The organism is Pseudomonas cimarronensis, from assembly GCF_049331905.1.
Taxonomy (GTDB): Bacteria; Pseudomonadota; Gammaproteobacteria; order Pseudomonadales; family Pseudomonadaceae; genus Aquipseudomonas.
Genome location: NZ_CP186283.1, coordinates 3399160 through 3411940, shown reverse-complemented (window position 1 = coordinate 3411940; position 12781 = coordinate 3399160). Strand labels below are relative to the sequence as shown.

13 protein-coding genes are annotated in these 12781 nt (G+C 60.2%); 12 read left to right on the top strand and 1 reads right to left on the bottom strand.

The window, feature by feature from the left end; all coding sequences use genetic code 11:
- Positions 1-2: 2 nt before the first annotated feature.
- Positions 3-860 (top strand): DUF3034 family protein, encoded by an 858-nt coding sequence (locus ACOCLD_RS15905; RefSeq protein ID WP_422909851.1) that lies wholly within the window; start codon positions 3-5, stop codon positions 858-860.
- A 2-nt stretch (positions 861-862) separates the two neighbouring features.
- Positions 863-1282, top strand: a complete 420-nt coding sequence (locus ACOCLD_RS15900; protein ID WP_422909850.1) for a group I truncated hemoglobin — start codon at positions 863-865, stop codon at positions 1280-1282.
- 4 nt (positions 1283-1286) lie between these two features.
- Here ACOCLD_RS15900 and ACOCLD_RS15895 read toward each other — a convergent pair whose 3' ends face one another.
- On the bottom strand, positions 1287-2147 hold the full coding sequence (locus ACOCLD_RS15895) for an HDOD domain-containing protein (protein WP_422909849.1): 861 nt from the start codon (positions 2145-2147) through the stop codon (positions 1287-1289).
- 631 nt (positions 2148-2778) lie between these two features.
- On the opposite strand from ACOCLD_RS15895, the gene putP reads away from it, so the two are divergent.
- The 10 genes from putP to ACOCLD_RS15845 all read left to right on the top strand — a co-directional run bounded on the left by putP (position 2779) and on the right by ACOCLD_RS15845 (position 12755).
- Positions 2779-4266: a sodium/proline symporter PutP gene (putP, locus tag ACOCLD_RS15890; RefSeq protein WP_422909848.1), complete on the top strand. Its 1488-nt coding sequence runs from the start codon at positions 2779-2781 to the stop codon at positions 4264-4266.
- Between the two features lie 229 nt (positions 4267-4495).
- Positions 4496-4717: a VF530 family DNA-binding protein gene (locus ACOCLD_RS15885; protein WP_422909847.1), complete on the top strand. Its 222-nt coding sequence runs from the start codon at positions 4496-4498 to the stop codon at positions 4715-4717.
- 94 nt (positions 4718-4811) lie between these two features.
- Positions 4812-5141: a flagellar hook-basal body complex protein FliE gene (fliE, locus tag ACOCLD_RS15880; RefSeq protein WP_392541545.1), complete on the top strand. Its 330-nt coding sequence runs from the start codon at positions 4812-4814 to the stop codon at positions 5139-5141.
- Between the two features lie 15 nt (positions 5142-5156).
- Positions 5157-6944 (top strand): flagellar basal-body MS-ring/collar protein FliF, encoded by a 1788-nt coding sequence (gene fliF, locus ACOCLD_RS15875; protein WP_392541544.1) that lies wholly within the window; start codon positions 5157-5159, stop codon positions 6942-6944.
- Entirely contained in the window at positions 6937-7953 is a 1017-nt protein-coding gene (fliG, locus tag ACOCLD_RS15870) for a flagellar motor switch protein FliG (RefSeq protein ID WP_257778668.1), read from the top strand. The genes fliF and fliG overlap by 8 nt, the downstream gene beginning before the upstream one ends.
- A 3-nt stretch (positions 7954-7956) precedes the next feature.
- The gene (fliH, locus tag ACOCLD_RS15865) at positions 7957-8775 is read left to right on the top strand and encodes a flagellar assembly protein FliH (RefSeq protein ID WP_422909846.1); all 819 of its coding nucleotides are present in this window, start codon (positions 7957-7959) and stop codon (positions 8773-8775) included.
- On the top strand, positions 8765-10126 hold the full coding sequence (gene fliI, locus ACOCLD_RS15860; RefSeq protein ID WP_422909845.1) for a flagellar protein export ATPase FliI: 1362 nt from the start codon (positions 8765-8767) through the stop codon (positions 10124-10126). Before fliH ends, fliI begins: the two co-directional genes overlap by 11 nt.
- Positions 10127-10129: 3 nt before the next feature.
- Positions 10130-10582: a flagellar export protein FliJ gene (gene fliJ, locus ACOCLD_RS15855; RefSeq protein WP_422909844.1), complete on the top strand. Its 453-nt coding sequence runs from the start codon at positions 10130-10132 to the stop codon at positions 10580-10582.
- Between the two features lie 157 nt (positions 10583-10739).
- The gene (locus ACOCLD_RS15850) at positions 10740-11045 is read left to right on the top strand and encodes an STAS domain-containing protein (protein ID WP_090252075.1); all 306 of its coding nucleotides are present in this window, start codon (positions 10740-10742) and stop codon (positions 11043-11045) included.
- A 15-nt stretch (positions 11046-11060) separates the two neighbouring features.
- Positions 11061-12755 carry an ATP-binding SpoIIE family protein phosphatase gene (locus ACOCLD_RS15845; RefSeq protein WP_422909843.1) on the top strand — a complete coding sequence of 565 codons (1695 nt, stop codon included), beginning with the start codon at positions 11061-11063 and terminating at the stop codon, positions 12753-12755.
- Positions 12756-12781: the final 26 nt, after the last annotated feature.

Here is a 12781-nt window from a genome sequence, read left to right as displayed (position 1 = left end):
GCATGAATAAACGGTTTTCTTGTGTTGTGCTGTTTCTCGGCCTGCTGAGCCAGCTGGCCTGGGCTGATGGTCGACTGCTGGCCACCGGTGGGGCCAGCAGTATTGAGGGTGCTGCCGGTGGTGGCATTACGCCCTGGGCGGTGCTGTCAGGCTATGGCGAGCGCGGTGAGTGGGGCGCGGATGTGTTTGCCACGCGGGTGGAAACCGGTGACTACCGCCTGGATGTGGCCGGCGTTGGCGTTGCCTTTGATAACCGCGTCGAGCTGTCCTATGCCCGCCAGCGGTTTGATCTGGGCAACCTGGCGCGCGGCCTGAACCTGCCGGAGAACAGCCTGAGCCAGGACATCTTCGGCCTCAAGGTGCGCCTGTTCGGGGACCTGATTTATGACCAGCTGCCGCAAGTGTCGCTGGGCCTCCAGCACAAACGGCAGAAGGATTTTCTGATCCCCAGTCTGGTGGGGGCGCAGCGCAGTGAAGACACCGAGGGCTATATCACCGCCAGCCGGCTGATCCTGGGTGGCGCTTTTGGCTACAACCTGCTGCTCAATGGTGGCATTCGCTATAGCCGGGCCAATGAACTGGGCTTGCTGGGCTTTGGTGGCGATCGTCGTGACCGTCATTCCGTGCTCAAAGAGGGCTCCGTCGCCGTGCTGTTCAACCCGCGTTGGGCGCTGGGCGTGGAATACCGTGAAAAGCCGGACAACCTTAGTTTTGCTGGGGAAAGTGACTGGGCGGATCTGTTCCTCGGTTATTTCCCCAACAAGCACCTGGCGGTGGTGCTGGCTTATGCGCGGCTTGGAGAAATCGCCACGCTGGATAACCAGGACGGTGTTTACCTGTCCGTACAGGGGAGTTTCTGAGTATGCGCAGTCTGCTGCTAGTCGTTGTGCTCACCCTGACGGCCTGCGCTCAGCAGCCGGCCAAAGACGACAGCCTGTACCGTGATCTGGGGGAACAGGCCGGCATTACCCGTATCGTCGAAGGGATGCTGCTGAATATTGCCGGTGATGCACGCATTGTTCGTCACTTCGAGAACATCGACATTGAGCGTCTGCGCGACAAGTTGGTGGAGCAGATCTGCGTCGAAGCCGGCGGCCCCTGCACCTACACCGGCGACAGCATGGAAGAAAGCCACAAAGGCCAGAACCTCACCCCCAGCGATTTCAATGCGCTGGTGGAAAACCTGCAGGATGCAATGACCACTCAGGGCGTTGCCATACCTGCGCAGAACCGTTTGCTGGCGCGTCTGGCACCGATGCGCGCGCAGGTGATTGATCGCTAGCAGATCAACGTAACGTCCGCGCAATCGCCTGGATTTCATCATGGTGGCTGATCACCAGGCTGAGTTCGCCGTTCTCCCCAATAAAGTCCTGCGGCGGCATCAGTTTTTGATAGGCAGCCAGCTCTTGCAGGGGCGGCAGCTCGGCATCAGGGGTGCGTTCCTTGATGGCGTGATAGAGCGCCAGGTTGACCAGGTCGAGCAATTGCAGGCTATGTCCGGGGCTGCGTTGCCAGTTGCCGGTGTCGCGAATGATCTCGATATATTCGTTATGTATCGACCATTTCTTCAGCACGATGATGCCGAGTGATTTGCTGTATTCGCGGCACAGCTTGTAATACAGCTCGCTGGAGGGCGTAACGCTTTCATTTCTGAACGCCGAGAGCACGGCGAGGGTGCCCACTTCGCTGAGCAGGCTGGCCAGCAGCGCGTGTTCTGCCGTTACATGGCCCAGCAGACGGGCCAGCATGGCGCAGGTGCTGGCCTTGATCACCAGGCGCTCCCAGGCCTCGACAAATAGCCGCTTGTGCCCCGGGCTGTGCAGGGTAAACAGGCTTTTGATGCTGTGCACCATGGTGATTCGATCGACTTCCAGCATGCCGAGCAGGCCGACTACTTCGTGCAGCGTCTTGGGCGCCAAGGTGTGGCGATACAGCGCGCTGGAGGCATGTTTCATCAGCAGGGCACTGAGGGCCGGGTCGCGGCTGATCAAACGCACCAGGGCATTTAACGAGATATTCGGGTCACCCAGGGCACGGCGGATATCCAGGGTGATGGTCGGCAGGCTGGGCAATTGCTCTTCGCCCTGCATCAACTGCGAGACGACACGCCGGTAGATTGAGTAATCGGATGCTTCGCTCAGCAACACACACCTCCTGGCTGCCCTGCATGCAGTCTAGGTCGCCATGTGATGGTTATCAGTGCAGGCGATGGGTGGCGCTGCCAGCTTTCGCGACATCGGCATAAAACAATCGTTTGTGGGAAGTTCCCGGGCCTGGAGGTTTTCGTAAAAACTCCAGAGTTTTTTGTAAGAAGCGCCCATGCCTCTGCCACTAAATTCCGTTCCTTGCTTATGCCATGCACAGTTTTCTGCCGGGCGGATGTCACTGCAGGCTGGTGCAGTTGGGCTACACCTATATACAGACAGTGTTTATTCAAGGGCTTTAACGGGGTGTGCTTGACCCGTTTCGGCGTGTCTGTGGTGGAGTTGGTGACGTCAGCTAGCGGTATGAATATCGCTGGCCGGTGCCTAAATGGATTTTTACGGGCGACTGTCTCATATGGCATGCGCCCGTTGTTGTATTGGGGCTTCAGTTGCCTCGACAGAGGCAAGCGGTTGGGCGGTGGTGTGCGCTGCATGGGGTTTGCAGTTGCCGCTGTCAGTTGCCTGAACCGATTTGCCGCTACAGACGCCCGTTACCGCGGGTGTGGATTGCCACGTGGGCAATGGGGCTACCCCCTGTTGCCGAAATAACAACAATCAAGAGGGGAGCCCCCCAATGACTGCAAATACTCCGATGCTTGTCACCTTCGTGGTGTACATCGCGCTCATGGTGCTGATCGGCCTGTTCGCCTACATGCGCACCAAGAACCTTTCCGACTACATTCTGGGCGGCCGCAGCCTGGGCAGTTTCGTCACCGCGCTGTCGGCCGGTGCCTCAGACATGAGTGGTTGGCTGCTGATGGGTCTGCCTGGCGCCGTGTACCTGTCGGGTCTGTCCGAAGGCTGGATTGCCATTGGTCTGATCGTTGGTGCCTACCTCAACTGGTTGTTTGTGGCTGGTCGTCTGCGTGTGCAGACCGAGCACAACGGCAACGCGCTGACCCTGCCGGATTACTTCACTCACCGTTTCGAAGACAGCAGCCGCGTGCTGCGCATCTTCTCGGCGCTGGTGATTCTGGTGTTCTTCACCATCTACTGCGCTTCGGGCGTTGTGGCCGGCGCTCGTCTGTTTGAGAGCACCTTCGGCATGTCCTATGAGACTGCCCTGTGGGCCGGTGCTGCCGCGACCATCGCCTACACCTTTATCGGTGGCTTCCTGGCGGTGAGCTGGACTGACACAGTGCAGGCCACGCTGATGATCTTCGCCTTGATCCTTACCCCGATTGTGGTGCTGATTGCCACTGGCGGTGCCGATGCGACCTTCGCAGCGATCGAACTGAAAGATGCCACCAGCTTCGACATGCTCAAGGGTGCCACCTTTGTTGGTGTGATCTCGCTGATGGCCTGGGGCCTGGGCTACTTCGGCCAGCCGCACATCCTGGCGCGCTTCATGGCGGCTGACTCGGTGAAGTCGATCCCGGCAGCCCGTCGTATCTCCATGACCTGGATGATCCTGACCCTGGGCGGTGCAGTGGCTGTGGGCTTCTTCGGTATCGCGTACTTCTCTGCCAACCCGGACCTTGCTGGCCCGGTAACCGAGAACCCGGAACGCGTATTTATCGAGCTGGCCAAACTGCTGTTCAACCCGTGGATTGCCGGCATTCTGCTGTCCGCCATTCTGGCTGCGGTGATGAGTACCCTGAGCTGCCAGTTGCTGGTGTGCTCCAGTGCCCTGACCGAAGACTTCTACAAGGCCTTCCTGCGCAAGGGTGCCTCGCAGACTGAGCTGGTCTGGGTCGGTCGTGGCATGGTGCTGCTGATCGCGGTCGTCGCCATCATGCTGGCCGCCAATCCGGAAAACCGTGTACTGGGTCTGGTGTCCTACGCCTGGGCAGGCTTTGGTGCTGCCTTCGGTCCGGTGGTGATCCTGTCCCTGGTCTGGAAGCAGATGACGCGTAACGGCGCAATGGCGGGCATGCTGGTCGGTGCCCTGACCGTGATCCTGTGGAAGAACTTCCTGGGTCACCTGGGCCTGTATGAAATCATCCCGGGCTTTATCTTCGCCACTGTCGCCATCCTGGTCTTCAGCAAGGTCGGCAATGGTCCGTCCGCCAGCATGATCAAGCGTTTCGACGAAGCTGAGAAAGAATACCAGTCGGTCTGAGTACCGCTGATACAGGGCAATTGACTGGTCGCTCAGTTGCCTCGCGGAGCTTTCCGCGGTTGTGTGCGTGTGACCCGATAGTGCTTCGCCGGCCCACACCTTAGGTGTTGGGCCGGCTTTTTTATGGCACCGTAAAAAGCCCCGCGATCCTTTTGCGCTTTGCCTCCGTGGCGCGCTTGGCTAAGGTGGCGGCTATTGCCACTCGAATTGCTCCTCAGACAGGTTCTGCATGACCCAATCACCGAACAATCCGCTGCACGGCGTAACCCTTGAAGCCATTCTCAATGCTCTGGTGGCACGCTATGGCTGGGATGGCCTGGCGCAGCGTATCGATATTCGCTGTTTCAAGAGCGACCCGAGTATCAAGTCCAGCCTGACCTTTCTGCGCAAGACGCCCTGGGCGCGGGAGAAAGTTGAGGTCCTGTATATTCGCTCCCAAGCACGCCAGTAGGCGCTGAAGAACACTCCGAAAATCTGGCACCCTTGTTGCAATACCTCTGCAAACGCCGCGAAGCGTCAAAAAACCGCGGCCAGTGGAGGTAGTGATGAGCCAGGGTGTTGAATTCAATCGCTTGATGCTGGAAATGCGTTCCATGCAGGCCGACGCCATGGCGCGTCAGAAGCCTGTCGCCAGCACGCCTGAACCCGGCGCGCCGAGCTTTTCCGAGATGCTCGGGCAGGCGGTGGGCAAGGTCAGCGAAACCCAGCAAGCCTCCAATAAGCTGGCCACAGCCTTTGAAATGGGCACCAGTGGCGTAGATTTGACGGACGTGATGATCGCTTCGCAGAAAGCCAGCGTTTCCTTTCAAGCCATGACCCAGGTGCGCAACAAGCTGGTTCAGGCTTATCAAGACATTATGCAGATGCCGGTTTAAGGGTAGGGCTGAATCATGGCTGAAGCCGTCGCTGCAAACGTACCTGCCACCACCGGTGGCGATGAACCGAAAAAACCGTTGTTCGGCCTGACCTTTCTGGAAAACCTCTCCGATATGTCGATGTTGCGGCAGATCGGTCTGCTGGTTGGCCTGGCGGCCAGTGTGGCGATCGGTTTTGCCGTGGTGCTGTGGTCGCAGCAGCCGGATTACCGCCCGCTGTACGGCAGCCTCGATGGCATGGACGCGTCCCAGGTAATGGAGACGCTGTCTGCCGCTGATATCAAATACACCGTGGAGCCGAATTCCGGCGCCTTGCTGGTCAAATCCGACGACCTGGCCCGCGCGCGTATGCGTCTGGCGGCAGCTGGCGTTGCGCCGAAGGACAATAGCGTCGGTTTTGAAATCCTCGATAAGGAACAGGGGCTGGGTACCAGCCAGTTTATGGAGGCCACCCGCTATCGCCGTGGTCTGGAAGGCGAGCTGGCCCGTACGGTTTCCAGCCTGAACAACGTCAAGGCCGCCCGGGTACACCTGGCCATTCCGAAGAGTTCGGTATTCGTGCGCGACGAGCGTAAGCCCAGCGCCTCGGTGCTGGTTGAGCTGTATTCCGGCCGTGGCCTGGAGCCCAGCCAGGTGATGGCCATCGTCAATCTGGTCGCCAGCAGCGTGCCGGAAATGGACAAGTCGCAGGTCACCGTGGTCGACCAGAAGGGCAACCTGCTCTCGGATATTCAGGAAATGTCCGAGCTGACCATGGCCGGCAAGCAATTCGACTACAGCCGCCGCATGGAAAGCCTGTTTACCCAGCGCGTGCATAACATTCTGCAGCCGGTGCTCGGCTCGGGTCGCTACAAGGCCGAGGTGTCGGCGGATGTGGATTTCAGCGCGGTGGAATCCACCTCGGAAATGTTCAACCCCGATCAACCGGCGCTGCGCAGTGAGCAGTCGGTCAACGAGCAGCGGACCAGCAGCCAGCCGCCGCAGGGTGTTCCGGGAGCGTTGAGCAACCAGCCTCCGGCTGCCGGCGCAGCGCCACAACAGGCTGGCGCAGCTGCACCTGCGGTGCCGGGGCCGATTGCGGCCGGGCAGCCACTGCTCGATGCCAATGGTGAGCAGATCATCGACCCGGCCACCGGCCTGCCGATGCTGGCGCCATACCCGGCGGACAAGCGCGAGCAATCCACGCGCAACTTCGAGTTGGATCGTTCGATTAGCTACACCAAACAGCAGCAGGGCCGCCTGCGTCGCCTGTCGGTGGCCGTGGTGGTGGATGACCAGGTCAAGGTCGATGCAGCCACGGGCGAAACCACACGGGTGCCGTGGAGCAGCGACGATCTGGCCAGGTTTACGCGTTTGGTGCAGGACTCGGTGGGCTTCGATGCCAGCCGCGGGGACAGCGTCAGCGTGATCAATACGCCATTCTCTGACCAGTTGGGCGAAGAGCTGATCGATATTCCGTTCTACACCCAGCCGTGGTTCTGGGACATCGTCAAGCAAGTGCTTGGGGTGCTGTTTATCCTGATTCTGGTGTTCGGCGTGCTGCGCCCTGTGCTCAACAACATCACCAATGGCGGCAAGGCGCAGGGCGATGGTCGCGATGGCGACGTCGAACTGGGCGAAATGGGCGCGCTGGGTGGCGAGTTGGCCGAGGACCGGGTCAGCCTGGGCGGCCCACAAAGCATCCTCCTGCCCAGCCCGAGTGAGGGGTATGATGCACAACTGAACGCGATCAAGAGCCTGGTTGCCGAAGACCCGGGCCGCGTAGCCCAGGTTGTCAAAGAGTGGATTAACGCCGATGAGTGATAATCGAACTGCCGCTAAACTGAGCAAGGTCGACAAGGCCGCGATACTGCTGCTGTCGCTAGGCGAAACCGATGCCGCTCAGGTGCTGCGTCACCTGGGGCCAAAGGAGGTGCAGCGCGTCGGCGTAGCTATGGCAGGTATGCGCAATATCCAGCGCGAGCAGGTCGAACAGGTGATGGGCGAATTTGTCGACATCGTCGGTGATCAGACCAGTCTGGGTGTGGGTGCCGACGGTTATATCCGCAAGATGCTCACCCAGGCCCTTGGCGAAGACAAGGCCGGTAGTTTGATCGACCGTATTCTGCTGGGCGGCAGCACCAGCGGTCTGGACAGTCTGAAATGGATGGAACCGCGTGCCGTCGCCGATGTGATCCGCTACGAACACCCGCAGATTCAGGCCATCGTGGTGGCCTATCTTGACCCTGACCAGGCCGGTGAAGTGCTGGGCCACTTCGATCATAAGGTGCGTCTGGATATCGTCTTGCGGGTGTCCTCGCTGGAAACCGTGCAGCCTGCAGCGCTGAAAGAACTCAACGATATTCTTGAGCGGCAGTTCTCTGGCAGTGCCAACACATCCCGTGCTGCGCTGGGTGGGGTGAAGCGTGCGGCGGACATCATGAACTTCCTCGACAGCTCGGTTGAGGGTCAATTGATGGATTCGATCCGCGAAGTCGACGAAGACCTCTCCAGTCAGATCGAAGACCTGATGTTCGTCTTCGACAACCTGGCCGATGTCGACGACCGTGGCATTCAGGCGCTGCTGCGCGAAGTCTCCTCGGATGTGCTGGTGCTGGCGCTCAAGGGCGCGGACGAGGCGATCAAGGAAAAAGTCTTCAAGAACATGTCCAAGCGCGCTGCCGAGCTGCTGCGTGACGACCTTGAAGCCAAAGGCCCGGTACGTGTCAGCGACGTGGAAACCGCGCAGAAGGAAATCCTTACCATTGCCCGCCGTATGGCCGAAGCCGGGGAGATTGTCCTGGGCGGCAAGGGTGGCGAGGAAATGGTCTAAACAATGTCCAGCAAAGAGCCGCCCAGCGAGCTGATTCGCGCCAAGGATCTCAAGAGCGTTGACCTATGGGCGCTACCCAGCTTTGACCCGGAAGTGGAAACGCCTGAGCCCAGTGAAGAGGAGCAGGCGGCCGAGTCGGTGGTCGAGGCCAGCGAGCAGGTGCCGGCCGAAAGCGAAGAAGTAGCACTGGAAGACGTCAAACCCTTGACGCTGGATGAGCTGGAAGCCATTCGCCAGGATGCCTACAACGAAGGTTTTGCCACGGGCGAGAAAGACGGCTTCCACGCCGGTCAGCTGAAAGCCAAGCAGGAGTCCGACATGGCCCTGGCGGCGAAAATGGCCGGCCTTGAGCAACTGATGGCGCAGCTGTTCGAGCCCATCGCTGCGCAGGATCAGCAACTGGAAGAGGCGATGGTGACGCTGCTCGGGCAGATGGTGCGCCAGGTGATTCAGCGCGAGCTGGTCAGCGACTCCAGCCAGATCCGTCAGGTATTGAGCGAAGCCCTCAAATTGCTGCCCATGGGCACCAGTAACATCCGCATTCACGTTAACCCGCAAGACTTCGAGATGATCAAGGCCTTGCGCGAACGCCATGAAGAAAACTGGCGCATTCTCGAAGATGCTTCGCTACTGCCTGGCGGTTGTCGGGTAGAAAGTGAACTCAGCCGCATTGATGCCACCGTGGAAACTCGCCTGAACCAGGCCCTCAAGCAACTGTTCGAGCAGCAGCGTGAACAGGCCGCGCATCCGCATGAAGCGGATCTGCATATCGACCTGGATACCGCGCCGATAGACAAGCAGGCGAGCGTCGATGCGCCTTGATCGGGTGAGTTTCGCCAAGCGTTTGGGCGGTTATGCCGATGCTGTGCAGTTGCCCACTCAACCCCTGGTGGAAGGGCGCCTGCTGCGCATGGTGGGGCTTACGCTGGAGGCCGAGGGGCTGCGTGCAGCCCTGGGCAGCCGTTGTCTGGTGATCAACGACGATAGCTACCATCCCGTGCAGGTTGAAGCCGAGGTCATGGGCTTTGCCAATGGCAAGATCTTTCTGATGCCGGTCGGCAGCCTGGCCGGTATCGCCCCAGGCGCCCGCGTGGTGCCACTGCCGGATACCGGGCGATTGCCGATGGGCATGTCGATGCTTGGCCGAGTGCTTGATGGCACCGGCCGCGCCCTCGACGCTAAAGGTGGTATGAAGGCCGAGGACTGGGTGCCGATGGATGGTCCGACCATCAACCCGCTCAACCGTCACCCAATCAGCGAGCCACTGGATGTGGGCATTCGTTCGATCAACGGCCTGCTCACCGTTGGTCGTGGTCAGCGCCTCGGCCTGTTTGCCGGCACCGGCGTAGGTAAATCGGTGTTGTTGGGCATGATGACGCGCTTTACCGAGGCCGACATCATCGTGGTCGGGCTGATTGGTGAGCGGGGCCGTGAAGTTAAGGAGTTTATCGATGAGATCCTTGGCCACGAGGGCCTTAAACGCTCGGTGGTGGTAGCGTCGCCAGCCGACGATGCGCCGTTGATGCGTTTGCGTGCGGCGATGTATTGCACGCGGATTGCCGAGTATTTTCGCGACAAGGGCAAGAACGTGCTGCTGTTGATGGACTCGCTGACCCGTTTCGCTCAGGCCCAGCGCGAAATTGCCCTGGCCATCGGTGAACCACCCGCCACCAAGGGCTATCCGCCGTCAGTGTTTGCCCGCCTGCCGAAGCTGGTGGAGCGTGCCGGCAATGCCGAAGAGGGCGGTGGTTCGATTACCGCGTTCTATACCGTACTCAGCGAAGGCGATGATCAGCAGGATCCGATTGCCGATGCCGCCCGTGGCGTGCTCGACGGGCATATCGTGCTGTCCCGCCGCCTGGCGGAAGAAGGGCACTACCCAGCCATTGACATCGAAGCCTCAATCAGCCGGGTGATGCCGCAGGTGGTCAGCGAAGAGCACCTGCGCCTGTCGCAGCGCTTCAAGCAGCTGTGGTCGCGTTACCAGCAGAGCCGCGATCTGATCAGTGTTGGCGCCTACGTTGCCGGTGGCGATGCTGACACTGATTTGGCCATCGCCCGCCAGCCCGCCATGGTCAAGTACCTGCGTCAGAGCCTGCAAGATAACGAGAGCCTGGAAAGCAGCCGTACTCAGCTGGCGGCCACTTTCAATCCTGCAGTAGCCGGTACCTAAGTCATGGCGCAAAGCCGCGCCGCACGGCTGGCCCCGGTGGTGGACATGGCCGAGCGCGCCGAGCGCGAAGCTGCCTTGCAGCTCGGCCACGCCCAAGGCCTGTTGCGTCAGGCTGAAGTGCAGCTGGGCGATCTGGAGCGCTATCGCGGCGATTATCAGCAGCAGTGGATCAGCGAGGGCCAGCGCGGCGTTTCCGGGCAGTGGCTGATGAACTACCAGCGCTTTCTTTCGCAACTGGAAACGGCTATTGGTCAGCAGCGCAATAGCGTGGACTGGCATCGTGCCAATATGCAAAAGGTGCGGGATGTCTGGCAGCAGCGTTATGCCCGTCTGGAGGGGCTGCGCAAGCTGGTCAAGCGCTATCAGGACGAAGCCCGCATGGCCGAAGACAAGCGCGAGCAGAAGTTGCTGGATGAGCTGTCGCAACGCTTGGCTGCGCGCGATTCGCAATACTAGGCCGGTTTGCCGTCAGCGGCGGCGCATGAATGGCAACATCAGCTCACCCTAAACAGTTGCCGCCTGCGCTTAGCGATGCTACATCTTGATCATGCATAACCTGCAGTCTGGCCCACCCGAGCGTGCGGCCCGGTCTTTTCGTTGATAGGAGTAATTCATGGCCATCACCTCGCTGCCCTCATCCGATGGGCAAGAGCTGACCATTCTGATTCAGGGACGCTTTGATTTCGGTGCTCATCAGGAATTTCGCAATGCCTACGAGCGCGTCAACAGCACCCCGCAACGCTACGTCGTAGACCTCAAAGACACCACCTACCTGGACAGTTCGGCGCTCGGCATGCTGTTGCTGCTGCGTGACCACGCCGGTGGTGACAGTGCGCAGATTCGCCTGCTCAACTGCAACCCGGATGTGCGCAAGATTCTCGCCATCTCGAATTTCGAGCAGCTGTTCAAGATCGCCTGACACGGAGCGCGTGTCATGTCCGAGCGCTTGTCCATCCTGATTGCCGAGGACAACGCGGCTGACCGCATGTTGCTGTCGACCATCGTCAGCCGTCAGGGGCATCGCGTGCTGACGGCCAGTAATGGCCTGGAGGCCGTGGCGCTGTTTGAGCAGGAGCGCCCGCAGCTGGTGCTGATGGATGCCCTGATGCCGGTCATGGACGGTTTTGAGGCCGCGCGGCGGATCAAGCAGGCGGCCGGCGAAGAACTGGTGCCGATCATCTTCCTCACCTCGCTGACCGAAGGCGAAGCCCTGGTGCGGTGCCTGGAGGCCGGTGGCGACGACTTTCTCGCCAAACCCTATAACCGGGTCATTCTCGAAGCCAAGATCAAGGCCATGGATCGCCTGCGGCGCCTGCAGGAAACCGTGTTGCAGCAGCGCGACCTGATCTCCCGGCACAACGAGCACCTGCTCAATGAACAGCGTGTAGCCAAAGCCGTGTTCGACAAGGTGGCGCATTCCGGCTGCCTGGATGCACCGAATATCCGCTACCTGCAATCGCCCTATGCGGTCTTCAATGGCGACCTGCTGCTGGCGGCTTTTAAACCTTCTGGTGGCATGCATGTGCTGCTCGGTGATTTCACCGGGCATGGTCTGCCCGCTGCGATTGGTGCGATGCCGCTGGCTGAAGTGTTTTATGGCATGACCGCCAAGGGCTATTCCCTGGCCGAGGTACTGCGCGAGATCAATGCCAAGCTCAAGCGCATCCTGCCGCGCGGAGTGTTCTGCTGCGCCAGCGTGCTGAATATCAGCTTTCAGCGTCAGGTGGTCGAGGTGTGGAACGGTGGTCTGCCTGACGGTTACCTGCTCCACGCCAACGGCCAGCGCTTGCCGCTGGTATCGCGGCACCTGCCCCTGGGCGTTCTGGAGCCCGGCGCCTTCAACGATAAGTATGAGGTCTACCCACTGGCGCCCGGGGATCGGGTAATCCTGCTCTCCGATGGCGTGCTGGAAGCCTGTAACAAGCAGGGCGAGCTGTTTGGTGAAGGGCGGCTGCTTGAGGTGTTTGCCGCCAACCGTGAACCGCAGGCGTTGTTTGCCGAGATTCAGCAGGCGTTACTGCGTTTCAGTGGGGAGCAGCAGGATGATGTCAGCCTGCTGGAAGTCAGTCTGGTCGCCGATGGTCAACTGAGCCGGCCGGCACTGGCCTTTGCCGATAATGGCCAGAGTCATTCGCTGGACTGGTCCGCCAGTTTCGAGTTTCGCGGGGAAACCCTTCGTCACTTCAACCCATTGCCGTTTCTGCTGCAGTTGCTGTTGGAAGTACAAGGTCTGCGTCCACAAGGTGGTGCGCTGTTCAGTGTGCTGGCCGAACTCTATTCCAATGCTCTGGAGCACGGTGTGCTGGGCCTGGACTCGGCGCTAAAGGCCGATGCCGAAGGGTTCGCCGAGTATTACCGTCAGCGCGGCGTGCGTCTGGCCGCGTTGACCGACGGTTTTGTGCGTTTTCACCTGCAATTGCTACCGGAAGGCGCCGGTGGGCGTTTGATTATCCGTGTGGAGGACAGCGGTTCAGGGTTCGATGCGCAGCATGTGCTGGCTGAGCCCTGCAACAGCCACAGCCTGAGTGGTCGCGGGCTGGCCCTGGTCAGGCAATTGAGTGAGCGTTGCAGCTGGGGCGACGGCGAACCGGGGGTGCGCGTGGAGTTTTCCTGGTTGCCTGGGGCATAATCCGGAGCAATACGCGAGGGGAGCGA